The sequence below is a fragment of the Ruegeria sp. AH7 genome (assembly GCF_056541325.1).
The window spans coordinates 542,741-561,636 of sequence record NZ_JBQFYF010000001.1; the positions used below are offsets into that span (position 1 = coordinate 542,741).

The 18,896-nt window shown below is 58.2% G+C and carries 20 protein-coding genes; 14 read left to right on the forward strand and 6 right to left on the reverse strand.

Annotated elements, in window-relative coordinates:
- The first annotated feature begins 67 nt into the window (after positions 1–67).
- Positions 68–769, forward strand: coding sequence for an SIMPL domain-containing protein (locus tag ACR0JX_RS02755; protein ID WP_480541189.1), 702 nt, complete (start codon positions 68–70; stop codon positions 767–769).
- 2 nt (positions 770–771) lie between these two features.
- Here the strand turns inward: ACR0JX_RS02755 and ACR0JX_RS02760 are convergent, their stop codons facing one another.
- From ACR0JX_RS02760 to ACR0JX_RS02770, 3 genes are all read right to left on the reverse strand, one after another.
- Complete coding sequence (locus tag ACR0JX_RS02760) at positions 772–1,482, reverse strand: GNAT family N-acetyltransferase (RefSeq protein ID WP_480541190.1); 711 nt, start codon at positions 1,480–1,482, stop codon at positions 772–774.
- Between the two features lie 3 nt (positions 1,483–1,485).
- Positions 1,486–2,778 carry an O-acetylhomoserine aminocarboxypropyltransferase/cysteine synthase family protein gene (locus ACR0JX_RS02765; protein ID WP_480541192.1) on the reverse strand — a complete coding sequence of 431 codons (1,293 nt, stop codon included), beginning with the start codon at positions 2,776–2,778 and terminating at the stop codon, positions 1,486–1,488.
- Between the two features lie 71 nt (positions 2,779–2,849).
- Entirely contained in the window at positions 2,850–3,845 is a 996-nt protein-coding gene (locus ACR0JX_RS02770; protein WP_480541194.1) for a hypothetical protein, read from the reverse strand.
- A 300-nt stretch (positions 3,846–4,145) separates the two neighbouring features.
- Between ACR0JX_RS02770 and ACR0JX_RS02775 the strand changes: the two genes are divergently transcribed.
- Genes ACR0JX_RS02775 through preA form a run of 3 tightly spaced genes read left to right on the forward strand, consistent with a single transcriptional unit; the run spans position 4,146 to position 7,685 of the window.
- Complete coding sequence (locus ACR0JX_RS02775; protein WP_480541196.1) at positions 4,146–5,480, forward strand: NAD(P)-dependent oxidoreductase; 1,335 nt, start codon at positions 4,146–4,148, stop codon at positions 5,478–5,480.
- Between the two features lie 43 nt (positions 5,481–5,523).
- Entirely contained in the window at positions 5,524–6,360 is an 837-nt protein-coding gene (locus ACR0JX_RS02780) for a methyltransferase domain-containing protein (RefSeq protein WP_480541198.1), read from the forward strand.
- 20 nt (positions 6,361–6,380) lie between these two features.
- A complete protein-coding gene (gene preA / locus ACR0JX_RS02785) occupies positions 6,381–7,685 on the forward strand; it encodes an NAD-dependent dihydropyrimidine dehydrogenase subunit PreA (protein ID WP_480541201.1) in 1,305 nt (434 codons plus the stop codon).
- A 47-nt stretch (positions 7,686–7,732) separates the two neighbouring features.
- Here the strand turns inward: preA and ACR0JX_RS02790 are convergent, their stop codons facing one another.
- Positions 7,733–8,341: a TetR family transcriptional regulator C-terminal domain-containing protein gene (locus tag ACR0JX_RS02790; RefSeq protein WP_480541203.1), complete on the reverse strand. Its 609-nt coding sequence runs from the start codon at positions 8,339–8,341 to the stop codon at positions 7,733–7,735.
- A gap of 170 nt (positions 8,342–8,511) precedes the next feature.
- On the opposite strand from ACR0JX_RS02790, the gene ACR0JX_RS02795 reads away from it, so the two are divergent.
- From ACR0JX_RS02795 to ACR0JX_RS02840, 10 genes are all read left to right on the forward strand, one after another.
- Positions 8,512–9,762 (forward strand): Zn-dependent hydrolase, encoded by a 1,251-nt coding sequence (locus tag ACR0JX_RS02795; protein WP_480541205.1) that lies wholly within the window; start codon positions 8,512–8,514, stop codon positions 9,760–9,762.
- Between the two features lie 93 nt (positions 9,763–9,855).
- Positions 9,856–11,310 (forward strand): dihydropyrimidinase, encoded by a 1,455-nt coding sequence (gene hydA, locus ACR0JX_RS02800; RefSeq protein ID WP_480541207.1) that lies wholly within the window; start codon positions 9,856–9,858, stop codon positions 11,308–11,310.
- Between the two features lie 53 nt (positions 11,311–11,363).
- Positions 11,364–12,161: an ABC transporter ATP-binding protein gene (locus ACR0JX_RS02805; RefSeq protein WP_480541209.1), complete on the forward strand. Its 798-nt coding sequence runs from the start codon at positions 11,364–11,366 to the stop codon at positions 12,159–12,161.
- On the forward strand, positions 12,151–12,588 hold the full coding sequence (locus ACR0JX_RS02810; RefSeq protein WP_480541211.1) for an N-acetyltransferase family protein: 438 nt from the start codon (positions 12,151–12,153) through the stop codon (positions 12,586–12,588). Before ACR0JX_RS02805 ends, ACR0JX_RS02810 begins: the two co-directional genes overlap by 11 nt.
- Positions 12,585–13,517 (forward strand): ABC transporter permease, encoded by a 933-nt coding sequence (locus ACR0JX_RS02815; RefSeq protein ID WP_480541213.1) that lies wholly within the window; start codon positions 12,585–12,587, stop codon positions 13,515–13,517. Before ACR0JX_RS02810 ends, ACR0JX_RS02815 begins: the two co-directional genes overlap by 4 nt.
- On the forward strand, positions 13,514–14,359 hold the full coding sequence (locus tag ACR0JX_RS02820; protein WP_480541215.1) for an ABC transporter permease: 846 nt from the start codon (positions 13,514–13,516) through the stop codon (positions 14,357–14,359). The genes ACR0JX_RS02815 and ACR0JX_RS02820 overlap by 4 nt, the downstream gene beginning before the upstream one ends.
- 62 nt (positions 14,360–14,421) lie before the next feature.
- Positions 14,422–15,411: an ABC transporter substrate-binding protein gene (locus ACR0JX_RS02825; protein WP_480541217.1), complete on the forward strand. Its 990-nt coding sequence runs from the start codon at positions 14,422–14,424 to the stop codon at positions 15,409–15,411.
- Between the two features lie 160 nt (positions 15,412–15,571).
- Positions 15,572–16,285, forward strand: a complete 714-nt coding sequence (locus ACR0JX_RS02830) for an ABC transporter permease (protein ID WP_353007800.1) — start codon at positions 15,572–15,574, stop codon at positions 16,283–16,285.
- On the forward strand, positions 16,278–17,012 hold the full coding sequence (locus ACR0JX_RS02835) for an ATP-binding cassette domain-containing protein (protein ID WP_480541219.1): 735 nt from the start codon (positions 16,278–16,280) through the stop codon (positions 17,010–17,012). The genes ACR0JX_RS02830 and ACR0JX_RS02835 overlap by 8 nt, the downstream gene beginning before the upstream one ends.
- Positions 17,013–17,031: 19 nt before the next feature.
- Positions 17,032–17,847 carry an ABC transporter substrate-binding protein gene (locus ACR0JX_RS02840; RefSeq protein WP_480541221.1) on the forward strand — a complete coding sequence of 272 codons (816 nt, stop codon included), beginning with the start codon at positions 17,032–17,034 and terminating at the stop codon, positions 17,845–17,847.
- A gap of 39 nt (positions 17,848–17,886) precedes the next feature.
- Here ACR0JX_RS02840 and ACR0JX_RS02845 read toward each other — a convergent pair whose 3' ends face one another.
- Both ACR0JX_RS02845 and ACR0JX_RS02850 read right to left on the reverse strand, forming a co-directional pair.
- Positions 17,887–18,759, reverse strand: a complete 873-nt coding sequence (locus ACR0JX_RS02845) for a substrate-binding domain-containing protein (RefSeq protein ID WP_480541223.1) — start codon at positions 18,757–18,759, stop codon at positions 17,887–17,889.
- On the reverse strand, positions 18,760–18,885 hold the full coding sequence (locus ACR0JX_RS02850; protein WP_480541225.1) for a hypothetical protein: 126 nt from the start codon (positions 18,883–18,885) through the stop codon (positions 18,760–18,762).
- Positions 18,886–18,896: the final 11 nt, after the last annotated feature.

An 18,896-nucleotide genomic window follows, 5' to 3' on the forward strand; every position in this document is an offset into this window, starting at 1 on the left:
AACGCAACCTCTCCCCTTGTATGGCAAAGCCCTGCCAACCCATGTTGAACGGGAGTAATTTGGAGGGATGACCTTGAAGACATTCGCTTTTCTGACCGCCATGATGGCCGCAACTGCCGCTGGTATCGCCCATGCGGAAGAACGTCGCATTACCGTTGACGCGACTGGAACCGTGCAAGTTGCACCTGATATGGCGACGATCACACTGGGTGTGACCAATCAGAACGCTGAGGCGTCGGTTGCGATGAAAGCCACATCTGATGCGGTGGCGCAGGTGCTGTCCCGACTGACAGACATGGGGATCGAGGATCGGGATGTGCAAACACGCGACCTGTCGCTCTCACCAGTCTGGTCGAACCGCAATCAGCAGAACGGAGAGCCGCCCGAGATCACGGGCTTTGTCGCCTCGAACCGCGTGTTTGTTCGGGTGCGAGACCTGTCTCAGCTGGGGGAGATCATGGACGCGGTCATTCAGGACGGGGCGAATGATTTTGGCGGGCTGAGCTTTGGTCTGCAGGACACCAAACCTATCGAGGTTCAGGCACGCGCCAAAGCCGTGGGCGAAGCCACGTCAAAGGCCGAGCAACTGGCGCAAGCGGCCAATGTCACGCTGGGTCCGGTTCAGTCGATTTCCGAGCGCACCGGAGGGGTCCGGCCCATGGCAGAGATGCGCGCCTTTAGCGTCGCCGACACTGGTGGAGTGCCCGTAGCAGGCGGTGAGATCACGGTATCCGTCAGCGTTTCGATGGAGTTCGAGATTTCTGAGTAAGCTCAGTTGTCGGCGCGGGCCATCAGCGGCTGTCGTTGCTGGCCCGTCGCGTCGAAATTGTCAGGCGACAACCAAGCCTCGAATGCGCCCCGGATGCGGGGCCATTCACTGTCGAGAACGGAAAACCACGCCGTATCTCGGTTGCGCCTTTTGTAGTGGGTCGCTTGGCGGAAGATCCCTTCGAAGGTAAAACCTAGACGCCGTGCCGCCGCACAAGACGGTGCGTTTAGCGCATCGCATTTCCATTCGTAGCGTCGGTAGCCCAACTCATCGAAGACGCGTTTCATCATCAGATACATAACCTCGGTCGATTGCGGTGTGCGCTGCAACAGGGGTGAGAAATGGATATGCCCCACTTCGATCGCACCCGCTGCGGGCTCGATCCGCAGATATGAGGCCATACCGATCGGCACCTCCTCCGCATTCAGAACCGTATGGAACATCGGGTCTGCATCCATACAGGTGGCACGCGCCCAGGTTTCAAACGCCCGTTCCGTGTCAAACGGCCCATAGGGCAGGTAGGTCCAGTTCCGGTGATCGGCATCATTGGCAAACGCCCGGAACAATCCGGGCGCGTGCCTGTTCACATCAAGTGGCACGACCGAGCAATACTGGCCCTCCATCGGGGTATACGGTGGTGTGGGGCGAGGGAACTCGCCCTTGACCGGCCGTCCGATGGGTTGACCCAGCGTGTTGGTGTCGTGCCCGCTCATGGTTTATGCGCTGGCTTTGGCCAAAGCCTGATCCAGATCGGCGATCAGGTCGTTGGCATCCTCGATCCCGATGGAAACGCGCACAACGTTTGGACCGGCTCCTGCGGCCTCTTGCTGCTCGGGCGTCAACTGGCGGTGCGTGGTCGACGCCGAGTGGATGATCAGCGAGCGCGCATCGCCGAGGTTGGCAACGTGGCTGAAGATCTCTAAAGCGTTGACCAGTTTGATGCAGGCGTCATAGCCGCCTTTGACGGCAAAGGTGAACAACGCGCCAGCGCCGCGCGGATACTGAGCCTTGACCCGGTCGTGATAAGGCGACGAGGGCAGGCCCGCATAAGTCACGTAGTCGACCCGGTCATCCGCCTCGAGCCAGGCGGCGATCTTTTGGGCGTTTTCGACGTGGCGCTCCATCCGCAGCGACAGCGTCTCGATCCCCATCAGCGTGTAATGCGCTGCTTGCGGGTTCATGGTCATGCCCAGATCACGCAGACCAATGGCGATGCCGTGGAACGTGAAGGCCAGCGGGCCGAAGGTCTCATGGAATTTCAACCCGTGATACGCTTGCTCGGGCTGGCTGAGCGAGGGAAATTTGTCATTCGCCGACCAGTCGAACTTGCCCGAATCCACGATGCAGCCACCGGTGACCGTGCCATTGCCAGTCAGGTATTTGGTGGTCGAATGCACGACCAGAGTCGCGCCGTGTTCAATCGGGCGGCACAGGTAGGGCGTGGCCGAGGTGTTGTCGACGATCAGCGGAATGCCTGCCGCGTCCGCCACATCCGCCAGCGATCGGATATCGGTGACATAACCGCCGGGGTTGGCGATGGATTCGCAGAATACCGCGCGGGTGTTTTCGTCAATGGCGGCTTTCACGGCCTCCAGATCGTCGGTGTCGACGAATTTGGCCGACCAACCGAAGCGCTTGATCGTCTGGCTGAACTGCGTGACCGTGCCGCCATACAGGCGGGTCGAGGCCACCACGTTGCAACCCGGCCCCATCAGCGGGAACAGCGCCATGATCTGCGCCGCGTGACCCGAGGAGCAGCAGACCGCGCCAACGCCGCCCTCTAGCGTCGCAACACGTTCCTGCAACACAGCCACTGTGGGGTTGGTCAGGCGAGAATAGATGAAGCCCACTTCCTGCAGATTGAACAGGGCTGCCGCGTGATCGGCATCGCGGAACACATAGGCGGTAGTTTGATAGATCGGAGTCTGGCGCGCACCGGTTGCCGGGTCAGGGCGTGCGCCGGCGTGAATCTGTAGGGTGTCGAAACCATAGGTAGGGCCGTCGGACATCGTAAACTCTCCTGTCGAAATAGAACTTGCGAAATCTGTAGGACATTGCCCGCTGTCACACAACGCCGCTTTCAGCGCATCCAGAGGCCCTGTGCTTTGATCCTGTTGCGGATCACCTGTTCGCGGCTGGGTAGGGCGTTGCGATCAAACAGGTCCCGGATTTTCTGACCCTTGCCCTGAATCACAAGCTTTTTGATCGGATCATATTGCTTGAGAACCTTCTTGACCTTGTTCGGGGCCACGACGGTTTCCAGAACGTCGATCACACTATCGCTCTCGCGGGCATAAAGCAGCGGGAACAGGCGATAATGGCAACTGACTGAGCCATCCAGCAATCCGTCGGGCAGTGCATCGCGCCCTCCGCCAAAAGAGTGGATCACAAGGGGCAGAGCGGCCTGATCCAGCCAAGGATCAAGGTTCTGCCCGATCAATTCCGGGATGTGTTCATCCCGGATGGTGCGCGCATAGTCCAGAAACCGCTCGCCAAACTGACGCGGGCATTTGTAAAAGAAATAGCCTGCGTTGAAATACAGATACCGACGCCAATGTCCCTGCGGTTGGTCGGTGTCAATCGAGCCGTCGAAATCCAGATCAAAACGGCGATAAAGCGCAGACCAGATGCCCTCAAACCCTGGCCCGTAAAGCGTGGGCTTGGGCCATGTGCCTTCGACTTTTTGCGAGGCGCCGGGGCGGCCAAAATCAAACGGAACGTCGCCCAGATCGCCAGTGATCAGGGTATCTGTATCAAAGAAAACAAAGGGTTCGCCTTCGGGCAGGGCCAAAAGCGCTTCGATCTTGTTCCCGTTAGGATAGCTTTCGCCAAAGACATGATTGTCAAAAGGCAGGACTTCCGCATCAAGCTGATTCAGGGCCTTGAGTACGTCCTGATCTTGAATGGTCGGGTTCTGGTTCCAGCGCGGACCGGGTTTGGGTGTGGCGACGAACAGACGCCCTTTGAAGTCGGGCGCGGAATGGCGCAGCGAGGCGGCGAACAGGACCGCCTCATATTGCAGGCGGTTGTTCTGACCAATGATGACAATATTGAAGTCTTGCGAAGCTGCCCGCATCTGTGCCCGTCCTAAACATGCGTTGATCTCACGCATCTGAGATTGGGCTTACAGCAACCGGTGTAGGGCGTCAAAAGTCGTTTGTGGTGCGCGGGTTGTCCAATGCCAACCCGAGTTGCAGCACTTCAGCGTGTCAGCGCGGCCTAGTTTATTGCCAAAAACCTGCGAAAACGCCGATATTTCGAACGAAATCTCGTGCATTTTCAAAATTTTGACCAATTGATAAATTTTACCAATTGATAAAATTTCGATTTGTGGCAAGCTGAGGTCACAACAAACATATCTACAGGGAGTAGAGCGATGGCACAGGGCCAGATGGCACCCGGGATCGTTTCCGGGCGGCTTTCCAGCGATGAACTGACATCGAATTTTACGGATCTGCATCCGCCTTTGGCCCCGCATGAGGCCGCCGTGGCCGCAGATCGCTGCTATTTCTGTTACGACGCGCCATGCGTGACGGCCTGTCCGACGGATATCGATATTCCGTTGTTCATCCGCCAGATACAGGCGGGTCAGCCGCAATCGGCGGGAAAGACCATTCTGGACCAGAATATCCTGGGTGGCATGTGTGCTCGGGTCTGTCCGACCGAAACCTTGTGCGAAGAGGCCTGCGTGCGCGAAGCCGCCGAAGGCAAACCAGTTGAGATCGGGCGGCTTCAGCGTTTCGCAACCGATGATGTGATGGCCTCTGGCGAACATCCTTTTGAACGCGCTGCGGCGACCGGCAAAACTGTGGCCGTTGTTGGCGCAGGACCAGCGGGTCTCGCTTGCGCCCATCGGCTGGCCATGCTGGGCCATGATGTGGTGATTCACGAAGGCAAGCCCAAGCCGGGTGGTCTGAACGAGTATGGAATCGCGGCCTATAAATCGACCAATGACTTTGCACAGGCCGAGGTGGACTGGCTGCTGAAAATCGGCGGTATCGCTATCGAAACCGGTTCTTTGCTGGGCGAGGGCCTCTCTCTGGAGGGGCTGATTGAAAATTACGATGCCGTTTTTCTGTCTATTGGCCTGGCTGGTGTGAATGCGCTGCGGGCACAGGGTGTGGAAAAGGACGGCGTGCGCCCGGCAGTCGATTTTATCTCTGACGTGCGGCAAGCTTCGGATCTTGCTGATCTGCCGGTCGGTCGGAATGTGGTTGTGATCGGCGGCGGCATGACGGCTGTTGATGCGGCGGTGAAGTCAAAGCTGCTAGGGGCCGAGCAGGTCACGATCGCCTATCGTCGTGGGCGCGACGCGATGGGGGCCAGCCGGTACGAGCAGGACCTTGCGGCCTCGCACGGCGTGCGGATTATGACCAATGTTCAGCCTGTCGCGGTGCATGGCAACGGTGCCGCAGTCGAGATCGAGCTTGAATACACTTCGAACCAAAACGGTCAGTTGACCGGAACCGGTGAGACGGTTCGGCTACCCGCGGACCAGGTTCTGAAAGCCATTGGTCAGACGCTGGATGGCGCGCCCGAAGGGCTGGAACTGGACGGCAACAAGATCGCTGTCAGCGGGGCTGGGCGTACTTCCATCTCCGGTGTCTGGGCTGGTGGAGATTGTGCGGCCGGGGGCGAAGACCTGACCGTGACCGCCGTGGCCGAAGGCCGGGATGCGGCGATGGACATCCACGCGAGCCTGGTTTCGTGATAGGGTGAGGCTTTCAAGCCAACCTATTCGCTGAGGTATCGTTATGTCCCAGATCGAAGACGCAGTTGCCAAACATTATACCACCGGTGCCCTGACGGACCGCGTGCGCGACGCGCTGAAAGCCAGCGGCGTGGACCCGGATGCGGCCACGGTCGCCGATCTGAAAGCTGGTGACGAGTTCCACACGGGCGGCGTTCTGGCCACCGATCACCTGTTTGACCAATTGTCTTTGACCCATGCGACGCGGGTGCTGGATGTGGGCTGCGGGATTGGTGGAACATCGCGCTATATCGTGGATCGCTATGACTCGACTGTGACGGGGGTCGACCTGACACCCGAATTTGTCGAAACGGCAAAGGCTCTCAGCGAGATCGTGGGGCATTCCGACAAGGTCGCGTTCCACGTCGGCAGCGCTTTGGACATGCCAGTGCCGGATGCGGGGTTCGATCTGGCAGTTATGTTGCATGTTGGTATGAACATCGAAGACAAGGCCGGGTTGTTCGCTGAGGTTGCGCGTGCTTTGGCGACAGGTGGGCAGTTTGCTCTGTTCGACGTGATGGCCGGTGAAACAGACGAACCTCTGGCGTTCCCTTTGCCCTGGTCAAGCGTTGCTGAGACATCCTTTGTAGACGCGCCCGAGCTCTACAAGGACGCAGCCGCATCGGCGGGGCTTGAATTGGTGACCGAGACGGATCGTACCGAATTCGCCATCAAGTTCTTCGAGGAAGTCTTTGCAAAGATTTCCGAATCCGGCCCCGCGCCGTTGGGCATCCACCTGATGATGGGCGAGACGGCGCCTGAGAAGTTTCAAAACTACGTTGCAAACCTGCATGCCGGGCGGATTCGCCCGACCGAGATGATTTTCAAGAAAACCGGCTGAGGAGCCGGAAAGGAGTACCCATGGCTGACCTGACGACAGACTTTCTGGGCATTTCCAGCCCCAACCCCTACTGGCTGGCCTCGGCCCCGCCGACCGACAAGGAATACAACGTCCGCCGCGCCTTTGAGGCCGGATGGGGCGGCGTGGTCTGGAAAACACTGGGGGCCGAGGGCCCTCCGGTCGTGAATGTGAACGGGCCGCGTTACGGTGCGATATATGGCGCAGATCGGCGGTTGCTGGGCCTGAACAATATCGAACTGATCACCGACCGACCGCTTGAGGTGAACCTTGAGGAAATGGCGCGGGTCAAGGCGGACTACCCGGACCGGGCGTTGATCGCCTCAATCATGGTGCCGTGTGAGGAGGGCGCGTGGAAAGCCATCCTGCCCCGCGTGGCTGAGACCGGCGCGGACGGGATCGAGCTGAACTTTGGCTGTCCGCACGGGATGAGCGAGCGGGGCATGGGCGCAGCCGTCGGTCAGGTACCGGAATACATCGAAATGGTCACTCGCTGGTGCAAGATGTACTACGACCGCCCAGTGATCGTGAAGCTGACGCCGAACATCACTGATATCCGCAAACCTGCAGCAGCGGCCAAGAATGGCGGCGCGGATGCGGTGTCGCTGATCAACACGATCAACTCGATCACCAGCGTCAATCTGGATACGTTCAGCCCCGAACCTTCGATTGATGGCAAGGGCAGCCATGGCGGGTATTGCGGTCCGGCGGTGAAGCCGATTGCGCTGTCCATGGTTTCGGAAATCGCGCGAGATGCGGAAACGCATGGTCTGCCCATTTCAGGTATCGGTGGCGTTACCACATGGCGTGATGCGGCAGAGTTCATTTCGCTGGGTTGCGGCAACGTACAGGTCTGCACAGCGGCCATGACTTATGGTTTCAAGATCATCGATGAACTGACGGCGGGTCTGTCCAAATGGATGGACGAGAAGGGGTATTCCACAGTCTCAGAAGTTGTTGGTCGCGCGGTCCCCAACGTAACCGATTGGCAGTATCTGAACCTGAACTACATCGCCAAGGCCAAGATTGATCAGGACCAGTGCATCAAATGCGGTCGCTGTTATGCCGCCTGTGAAGACACCAGCCACCAGGCCATCGCCATGTCGCCGGACCGGGTGTTCGAGGTGATCGACGAAGAATGCGTAGCCTGTAATCTCTGTGTCGATGTCTGCCCGGTCGAGGGCTGTATTTCGATGGAGCCGATGGCAGCAGGAGAGGTTGACCCACGTACCGGGCGCGAGGTTCAGCCGGACTATGCAAACTGGACAACGCATCCCAACAATCCGATGGCCAAGGCCGCGGAATGAACAGGTTTGCGCAGATCTTTGAGGGGCCGTTGGTGCGGTCCCTTAGTTCAAGGTGTCAAAAGCTTGCGATACAGGGTGTCGACAAACGTTTCTGCGCCTTCGAACGGGTCCTCATCCCCCAGGATCGCGCGGACCTGAACTTCGAAATCTGCATAGTGCTGGGTCAGGGCCCAGATCGAAAACATCAGGTGATAGGGGTGCACCCGTGCGATTTTGTCCTGATCCATCCATTTGGTCAGAAGCGCGGTTTTCTCATCGACCAATGCTTTGAGGTCTTGCGACAAAGCCTCGTGAATGCGCGGTGCGCCCTGAACCAACTCGTTGGCAAACAGGCGGCTTTCTCGTGGTAGCTCCTGACTCATCTGCAGCTTTCGGCGAATATAGGACAGAAGCTCCTCAAGCGGATCACCGTTTTCGTCCAGATCGTGCAGCGGCGCCAGCCAGGTTTCCAGCAGGCCAGACAGAAGCTCCGTATGGATCGCTTCTTTTGACGGGAAGTAGTACAGTAAATTCGGCTTGCTCAATCCGGACTCAGCCGCGATCTGATCAACAGTCGAGCCGCGAAACCCATGCGACGAAAACACGTTCAATGCGGCCTCTAGAATCGCAGCGCGGTTCTTTTTCTGAATACGGGTTGGGGCGTGGTCGCTGGGCATCTGTTTGGACTGTCTCTTTTTTCGTCAAGTACGCATGGACTAGGCCAAAAAGTTTGGTGGTGCACCGCAATTTCTTGACTGATGTCGAACCCGTGATAGCGTGAGTTTGACCAGATGGTCAAATCAAGACAGCAATAGCGAGCAAATCGCAAGCAACAGGGAAAGTGACTATGGCAGCTCCGGCGCAGAATCTCAGGATCAACGGCGACAGGTTGTGGGACAGCCTGATGGAGATGGCCAAGATCGGGCCCGGTGTTGCAGGTGGTAATAACCGCCAGACACTGACGGATGAAGATGCGGAAGGGCGCGCGCTGTTCCAAAGCTGGTGCGAGGAAGCGGGCTGTTCCGTGGGACTGGACCAGATGGGCAACATGTTTGCGATGCGCGAGGGTACTGACCCAGAGGCTCTGCCAGTTTATGTGGGTTCGCATCTCGATACTCAGCCGACAGGTGGCAAGTATGACGGCGTGCTGGGTGTGCTGGGTGGGCTAGAGATCATTCGCACGTTGAATGATCTGGGCATCAAGACCAAGCATCCGATCATTGCAACGAACTGGACCAATGAAGAAGGAACGCGCTATGCGCCGGCCATGCTGTCCTCGGGCGTGTTTGCGGGGATGCACACGCAGGATTGGGCCTATGACCGCGAGGATGCCGAGGGCAAAAAATTCGGCGATGAATTGCAGCGGATCGGCTGGCGCGGTGAGGAGGAGGTCGGCGCCCGCAAGATGCATGCCTTCTTTGAACTGCATATCGAACAGGGTCCGATCCTGGAGGCCGAGGGTAAGGATATCGGCGTCGTCACCCACGGTCAGGGGCTGAGTTGGACTCAGATTACAGTGACTGGCAAAGATGCTCATACCGGTTCGACCCCGATGCCAATGCGCAAGAACGCAGGGCTGGCCATGGCGCGTATTCTGGAAAAAGTGGATGAGATTGCCTGGTCGCATTCACCGCACGCCGTTGGGGCCGCGGGGCATATTGATGTCTATCCGAATTCCCGCAATGTGATCCCGGGTAAGGTGGTGTTCACGGTCGATTTCCGCTCGCCTGAGTTGGAGGTGATCACTGATATGGAAAATCGTCTGCGTGTGGCGGCCGAGGATATCGTAAACGAAATGGGCCTGCAGATTGAATTCGAAAAGGTCGGTGGATTCGATCCGGTCAAATTCGATGAGGGCTGTGTGGCCGCCGTGCGCGACGCGGCAGAGCGGCTGGGGTATTCCCATACAGATATCATCTCGGGGGCCGGGCATGATGCCTGCTGGATCAATCGGGTCGCGCCGACCGCGATGGTGATGTGCCCCTGCGTAGATGGCCTGAGCCACAACGAGGCTGAAGAGATCAGCAAAGATTGGGCGGCTGCCGGGGCGGATGTTTTGCTGCATGCGGTCGTGGAGACGGCGGAGATCGTGGAATAGGGGGCGCTGCCCCCGTCGCGGCAGGCCGCGACTCCCCCGGGATATTTTTAGCCAGATGAAGCAAGCGGCGCAGACCGCAACAGGGAGTTTGAAATGAGTACTGTCATCAAGAACGGGACCATCGTAACCGCCGATCTGACCTATAAGGCGGATGTGAAAGTTGAGGGCGGTGTGATCACCGAGATTGGGCCGGACCTGCGCGGCGACAAAGAGTTGGACGCCTCGGGTTGCTACGTGATGCCAGGTGGGATCGACCCGCACACGCATCTTGAGATGCCGTTTATGGGGACCTATTCCAGCGACGATTTCGAAAGCGGCACGCGCGCGGCTTTGGCTGGTGGCACCACGATGGTGGTGGATTTCGCACTTCCCAATCCGGGTGAGAGCTTGCTGGATGCGCTCAAGCGTTGGGACAATAAATCGACGCGGGCGAATTGTGACTACTCGTTCCACATGGCGGTGACTTGGTGGGGAGAGCAGGTGTTTGACGACATCAAGACGGTGATCGAGACGCGTGGCATCAATACATTCAAGCATTTCATGGCCTATAAAGGCGCGTTGATGGTGAATGATGATGAGTTGTTTGCCTCGTTCAAACGTTTGGCCGAGTTAGGTGGTACCGCGATGGTGCATGCGGAGAACGGTGACGTGGTGGCCGAGCTGAGCGCAAAGCTGCTGGCCGAGGGCAATACCGGCCCCGAGGCACACGCCTATTCCCGTCCGCCGCAGGTGGAAGGTGAGGCGACCAACCGCGCGATAATGATTGCCGACATGGCGGGCGTGCCTTTGTACGTGGTGCATACCTCGTGCGAAGAGGCGCATGAGGCTATTCGGCGTGCGAAGATGCAGGGCAAGCGGGTGTGGGGGGAACCTTTGATCCAGCACCTGACCTTGGATGAGAGCGAGTATTTCCACCACGACTGGGAACATGCAGCGCGGCGGGTCATGAGCCCTCCGTTCCGGAACAAGCAGCATCAAGATAGTCTGTGGAACGGTCTGCAATCGGGCACTCTGAGTGTCGTGGCCACGGATCATTGCGCCTTTACGACCGAACAAAAACGCTACGGCGTGGGGGATTTCACCAAAATCCCGAACGGGACCGGAGGGCTGGAGGATCGGATGCCGATGCTCTGGACCCATGGGGTGAATACCGGGCGTTTGACTATGAATGAGTTCGTAGCTGTTACATCAACAAATATCGCCAAGATATTGAATTGCTATCCAAAAAAAGGTGCGGTTCTGGTCGACGCAGATGCAGATCTGGTGGTTTGGGATCCCGACAAGGCCAAGGTGATCTCGGCCGAGACGCAACAATCTTCGATTGATTACAACGTGTTTGAAGGCAAGGAAGTGCGTGGATTGCCGCGATTCACGCTGACCCGTGGTGCGGTTGCTGTGCATGATGGGGAAATCCAGACGCAAGAAGGGCACGGAAAGTTCGTCTCGCGCGAAGCCAATACACATGTGAACAAAGCGCTGAGCACTTGGAAAGAGCTGACAGCACCGCGACCCATTGAGCGGAAGGGTATTCCGGCGTCTGGTGTGTGATCTGTATGAGCCGTTCGGTGGCGGCTCAAATTCAATCTTTTCAAGGCGATGGAATGACTACTGAAAGTAAGACCCAGCCCGTGATCGAGGCAAGGCAACTCGACCTGACCTTTCAGACGAATGATGGCCCGATCCATGCCCTCAAAGATGTGAATCTGACCATCGATAAGGGTGATTTTGTCAGCTTCATTGGCCCGTCTGGCTGCGGTAAAACCACATTCCTCCGCTGTATCGCGGCGTTGGAAACACCGACCGGCGGAACGTTGAGCGTGAACGGAATGACCCCGGATGAAGCGCGGCGCAAGCGCGCTTACGGGTATGTGTTTCAGGCTGCCGGCTTGTACCCGTGGCGGACGATTGCCAAAAACATCAAACTGCCGCTTGAGATCATGGGATACTCAGCCGCAGAACAGGATGAGCGCGTTAAGAAGGTCTTGGAGCTGGTTGATCTGGAAGGGTTTGGTGGGAAGTTTCCGTGGCAGCTATCCGGTGGGATGCAACAACGTGCCAGTATCGCGCGCGCCTTGGCTTTTGACGCCGATATCCTGCTGATGGACGAACCGTTCGGGGCGCTGGATGAGATTGTGCGGGACCACCTGAACGAACAGCTTCTGGCGCTTTGGGCACGGACCGAGAAGACAATCGGGTTCGTTACCCACTCGATCCCTGAGGCCGTATATCTTAGCACCAAGATCGTCGTTATGAGCCCTCGGCCCGGGCGGATCACGGATGTGATTGACAGCCCGTTGCCCAAGGAACGGCCGTTGGACATTCGCGATACGCCGGAATTCATCGAGGTCGCGCACCGGGTACGTGACGGGCTGCGGGCAGGGCATTCCTATGATGATTGACACTGTCCAGATCAGGCGCGCAAGGCCCGCGGATGTGGAAGCATGCGCCCGCGTGGTTCACGACTGGGCCAGCCAGACCGAGTGGATGCCCGAGGAATTATCGGTGGATCAATTGGCAGGAATGATTGGTGAGGCGTTTGACGCGCGTGAGATCTGGGTCGCTGGTGAACCGGTGGATTGCTACATGTCTGTCGACCCAAAAGAGCAGAAGATCGGTGCGCTCTATTGCAGCCGAACCGGGCAAGGAATTGGCAAACACTTTGTCGACAAGGCTAAGGAAGGGCGGGATTTTCTTTGGTTGACCACGCATACGCTCAACACAGCGGCGCAAAGGTTCTACTGGCGTGAGGGGTTCAAAGTAACAGCTGAGGAGCCCCCGGTGCCCCCGGACACGGTTCCGGTGTTCCGGATGGAGTGGCGCGCATGAAGCAGGCTCTTGCAGTGATAACGGTTCTGTTGGCCATTGTCGTGCTTTGGTGTTTGGCCGTGGCACCGATGAATATCCGCGTATCGCTGGATCAGGCGGAACGCGCCGGGGAAACAGTGACACCCGAGCTATCACGGGATCGCCAGCAGGTGTCGGCCTGGGTTTTGATGGCGCAGAACCCTTCGCATGTCTCGCGGGGTTATGAATTGGATCGACCGCGCCTGCCAACCCCGGTCCAAGTTGGCCAGGAGCTTTGGAAAACCACCGGTGAAATGGCGATGCGCGGGCGAGCCATGTCCAAGCGATCGCTCATCTACCACGGATGGATCACCCTTCAATCGACGCTTTGGGGTTTTGTTCTGGGCACGGCTGTCGGCATTCTCGGGGCCGTCGCTATTGTCTATTCCCGCGTTGTGGACATGAGCCTGATGCCTTGGGCCATTATCAGCCAGACAGTCCCGATTGTGGCTTTGGCGCCGATGATCATTGTCCTAAGCTCGCAACTTGGGATCGAAGGGCGCGGTGTTCCGAAGGCCATCATCTCGGCCTATCTGTGTTACTTCCCGGTTCTGGTGGGGATGGTCAAAGGGTTGCGGTCGCCAGCTGCTTCGCAATTGGATTTGCTGAGAACCTACAACGCGAACGGTCTGCAGGCATTTCTGAAACTGCGTCTGCCGTCCTCGGTGCCCTATCTGTTCACCTCGCTGAAAGTGGGTATCGCGGCTGCTTTGGTTGGAACGATTGTGGGTGAACTTCCGACAGGCGCAATCTCGGGTCTGGGTGCGCGGATATTGATCGGGGATCAGTTTGGCACGCCGCTTGCCATCTGGGCAGCGCTGTTCGCGGCGGCTATTCTAGCGGGCATACTCGTGACCTTGCTGGATGTGCTGCAAAGGGTGACCCTGAAGCGCATGGGGATGAGCATATGAGCTGGTTGATCTTTGCGCTGATTTTCTGGGCCGGAGCCTGGTGGCTGAATGCATGGTTGGCGCGGTCGATCTATTGCGATTCCAAGGGCGTTCGGGTCTTTGTGCCTGTGCTGTTTGGTGTCACACTGCTGATCTTGTGGGAAGGTCTGGTGCGCGGGCTGAACGTCTCACCCGTGATCCTGCCGCCGCCGTCTATGGTGGCGCAGACCTTTGCGAACTCGACCGATATTCTGTGGCAGGACTTTACCCAGACCGTCTTCAAGGGTGCTTTCACCGGGTTTGCCATCGGAAGTACCGCAGCTTTTCTGACCGCTATCCTTATCGACCGGTCGGTGTTTCTGACACGCGGGTTGCTGCCCATCGGGAATTTTGTCGCGGCTCTGCCCATCGTGGGGATTGCGCCCATTCTGGTCAGCTGGTTCGGGTTCGACTGGCAATCCAAAGCGGCCGTGGTCGTCGTAATGGTGTTCTTTCCGATCCTTGTGAACACGGTACAGGGCCTGCGCGAGGCGGACTCCATGCAGCGTGATCTGATGCGCACCTATGCGGCCAGTTATATGCAGACCCTGATCAAGCTGCGTCTGCCTGCGGCGATGCCGTTCATTTTCAACGGGCTCAAGATTGCTACAACACTGGCGCTGATCGGGGCGATTGTCGCCGAATACTTCGGATCGCCCACGCGCGGCATGGGCTTTCGGATTTCGACCGGGGTGGGCAGCCTGTCGATCGATCTGGTCTGGGCCGAGATTGCAGTGGCGGCCATGGCGGGTACGGTGTTCTATACATTGGTGGCAGGTATCGAAAAGGTGGTGACCTTCTGGCACCCCTCACAACGCGGATAACAAAAAGAAGACTGAACAGACCTCGAAAACGGGGCACACAAAGCAACTAGGAGAAGATGAAGATGAAAAAGCTACTCAGCGGGGCGGTTGCCGCCTTTAGCCTGGCCGCCAGCGCATCAATGGCCGCAGATGAAGTGAACCTGCAGTTGAAATGGGTCACGCAGGCCCAGTTCGCGGGCTACTATGTGGCGAAGGACAAGGGGTTCTATGAGGAAGAAGATCTGGACGTGACCATTCTGCCGGGTGGCCCTGATATTGCGCCAACGCAGGTGATCGCCGGTGGCGGGGCAGATGTGACCGTCGAATGGATGCCTGCCGCTTTGGCCGCGCGCGAAAAGGGTCTGCCTTTGGTTAATATTGCGCAGCCTTTCAAAAGCTCGGGCATGATGCTGACCTGCTGGAAGGATGCCGGAATTGCCTCGCCCGAGGATCTGAAAAACCGCACCCTGGGTGTCTGGTTCTTTGGCAATGAATTCCCGTTCATGAGCTGGATGAGCAGCTTGGGCATCGATACCGGCGGCAAAAGCGAGAACGGTGTCGAGGTCCTGAAACAGGGATTCAACGTTGATCCTTTGCTGCAGCGTCAGGCCGATTGCATCAGCACCATGACCTACAATGAATACTGGCAGGTCATCGATGCGGGTGTCAGCCCGGATGAGCTGGTAACGTTCAAGTACGAAGATCAGGGCGTCGCGACTTTGGAAGACGGTCTGTACGTGCTGGAAGAGAACCTGAGCGACACGGCTTTCGTGGACAAAATGCAGCGTTTCGTGCGCGCCTCGATGAAAGGCTGGAAATATGCCGAGGAGAACCCGGAAGAGGCCGCTCTGATCGTTTTGGACAATGACGCAACCGGTGCGCAAACCGAAGAACATCAGAAGCGTATGATGGGTGAGATTGCCAAGCTGACCGCTGGTTCGAATGGTGCGCTGGACCCGGCGGATTTTGAGAGGACTGTGGGCACATTGCTGGCAGGCGGGTCTGATCCGGTCATCACCAAACAGCCCGAAGGGGCCTGGACACACCAGATCACTGATGCAGCCTTGAACTAAGGTAATTCATCCTCGAAGTCGTTTTAGCGCGGTCCCAAATTGGGGCCGCGTTTTTTTGTGCCGACTGTTGGAATTGTGCGTGTACTCGGGGTCAAATCAGGTTAGTATTCACCTGTAGAATTTCGCATTTCATCCGAATTAACTTGGATGATGGGGTAAAATGCAAGGATTTGCATCAGAATTCAGGATGGCGATGGGTCTGATCCTCAACGGGGATGCAGAGCTTTGGGCGATTGTGCTTTTGTCTCTGCAAGTTTCCCTGTTTGCCGTGCTGATTTCCGCACTGATCGGGATGCCCATTGGGGCGGCTTTGGCGGTGGCACGGTTCCCCGGGCGGCGGGTTTTGATTGTGTTGATGAATGCGCTCATGGGCTTTCCGCCTGTGGTGGTTGGGCTGTTGGTATATCTGATGCTCTCACGCTCGGGGCCCTTGGGCGTGTTGGAACTGCTTTATACCCCAACCGCTATGATCATCGCACAAGTGGTTCTGGTGACCCCCATCGTCGCCGCGCTGACCCGGCAAGTGGTTGAGATGCTGGCCGAGGAGTATTCGGAACAGCTGCGCTCTCTTGGCGTATCGCGTTTGGCGTCGGTTCCGGTTTTGCTCTGGGATGCACGCCTTGCTTTGGTCACGGCGCTGCTGGCCGGATTTGGCCGTGCGATTGCCGAGGTTGGGGCCGTGATCATCGTTGGGGGCAACATCAACCACGTGACGCGGGTGATGACCACGACGATTGCGCTTGAAACCTCGAAAGGCAACCTGGCGTTGGCGCTGGCTTTGGGGGCGATCCTGATCGGGATTGCGGTGGCCGTGAATGCCATGGTCAGCGCGGCCAGCCTGCGGGCCGAGCAGGAAGGGTTGCGCCATGCGTGATCTGGTGTCGGAAATGACAAATTGCCTGCAGGTGCGCGATGTACAAATCCGCCGCAATGGCTCCGCCTTGCTGGATGTTTCCAATCTGGTTCTGGATGGGCCGGGACCAACTTTGCTGTTGGGCCCAAACGGGGCGGGTAAGAGCCTGCTGCTACGGTGTTTGCACGGGCTGATCTCGCCAGATCAGGGGCGAGTGTTGCAGGATAATGAAGCGTTGAACGCCGATCACATGGCCAGGCAGGCCATGGTGTTTCAGCAGCCGGTTCTTCTGCGGCGTTCGGTGTCAGCCAATCTGGATTTTGTGCTCAGGCGTCAGGGCCTGAAACGCGCAGCGCGCAAGGCGCGGATTGTCGAATTGTTGGCCGAAGGCGGGCTTGAAGGCAAAGCGCGGCAGTCCGCGCGTTCTCTGTCAGGTGGTGAGGCGCAGCGTCTTGCGATCTTGCGCGCGCTGGCGGCGACGCCCGAAACCTTGTTTCTGGATGAGCCCACAAGCGCATTGGACCCAAACGCGACGCAGATGATCGAACGCATGATCCTGCGGGCGTCGTCACGCGGCGTGCGAATTGTCATGGTGACACATGACATTGGTCAGGCGCGGCGGTTGGCAGCAAATATTGTCATGATGCAAGGCGGTCGTGTGGTTGAACACGGACCTGCCAAACAGGTTTTGGATTCCCCAGAAAGTGAAGCCTCTCGCCGTTATCTGGCGGGCGGCTTGGTGACCTAACAACAAATCGGAGATCATGATGGTTCGGGCAGTATTGCGCGCAGCGGTAGTGGGGCTTGGCCTGATGGCAGGTGCGGGCTTTGCAGAGGAGCCGTTCATCATTGTGCAGTCGACAACCTCGACGCAGAATTCGGGCCTGCTGGATTATATCCTTCCCGGCTTTGAGGCTGAGACCGGGATCGATGTGCGTGTCGTTGCTGTCGGCACCGGACAGGCCATTCGCAACGCGATCAATGGGGATGGCGACGTATTGCTGGTGCATGCCAAACCAGCGGAAGAGAAGTTCGTGGCCGATGGCTGGGGCGTTGAGCGGTTTGATTTGATGTATAATGACTTTGTGCTGGTCGGGCCAAAATCGGACCCTGCTGGCGTGAAAGGTGGGTCAGACATTCTGTCCGCGCTCAAGGCGATCGAAGCGGCAAGTGCCGTGTTTGTCTCGCGCGGGGATGACAGCGGCACGCATAAGGCCGAGATGGGGCATTGGGCGGATACCGGCATTGATCCGACGCAGGCGTCTGGCACCTGGTACCGTGAAACTGGCTCGGGCATGGGGGCGACTCTGAATGTGGCCAGCGGTATGGGGGCGTATACGCTGACAGATCGGGCGACATGGTTGTCCTTTGGCAATCAGGGCGATCTTGAGATTTTGGTCGAGGGAGACCCGCGCCTGTTCAACCAATATGGGGTGATCCTTGTGAATCCGGACAAACATCCCAAAGTGCGGGCCAAGGCCGGGCAGAGGTTTGTCGATTGGCTGACGGGGCCGGACGGACAAATGGCCATCGAGTCATACCGCTTGCAAGGGCAGCAGGTGTTCTTTCCCAACGCGCGCTGAATGGACTTGTGGCTAGACTGTCCTTTATAGGATCAGTCCCTAGCCGCTGGAGCCATTGTGGTGGACCTGTCCAAGTCCGGTCAGGTCGTAGCCGCCAAACTCGGATGCGCGGGCTTTGAACGGGTCTGAGCGCAGAAAGCGCAGCAGTTTCTGCATGGGCGCATCAAAGTAAGCGCGCCGCCAGATCGCCAGATCCAATCTTTCGGAATGGGTCGGTGAAAATCCAAGGTTGTAGAGGCCGGCCAAAGCCCCGAGGCCAAAACCTGCCTCGGCTTTACCATCATGCAGGGTGATGGCCAGCTCTTCTTCGGTGCGGGCGCAGTTTGGCAGGGCGTCCAGATCATCCCGTGTCATGTCATGAGCTTCAAGCTGGGCATCGAACAAGCGCTGACTGGCTGCACTGTCCTGACGCAAGATAACGCGTCGGCCTTTGAGATCAGCAAAACCCGCGATACCTGAGGTTCCCGGTGCAAGAAGCAGACCCCGTTGGCGCTGCGCGACCTCGACAAGAACAACAGGCGCCTCGCCCAGCGTGTCGCGTAAGGATTGGGTGTTGAACCCGTGTTCTTCGTGGATATGCAAGACAGCGGCCTGCGCGCTGCGCTCGGCAAGCCGGGTCAGACCGTCGAAGGAACCGTCGTAGTAGGTCGCCAGCCCCGATCCGCTTTCGCGCAGCGCCCAGTCCAGCAAGGGGTCGTGGCTACCGGCGACAATTGGGGGCAGGGGTGGTTCGGTCACATGCGGGCCCGACCGTGAGGCGTTGAGCCAGGCGATGACCTCGGCCCGGGGAAACAGCAGCTTGCCCATGGCGCGGACGCAAGGCAGCTCACCCGATGAGGCAAGATCGTAGGCCTTACGCTCGCCGATCCGAAGCAGGTCGGCCAGTTCCTTGGTGGTCAGATATTCGGACATTTAATCCAGACGTACAGCTGCGCCAGAGGTGGCTTCTTCCGCGCTGAAACCCATCTGGTCCAGCGTGTAGGGGGCGGCAACGGTGATGACGACCATCGCGGCCAAGGCGGTAAGAAAGGCTTTCATGGTCTCCTCCG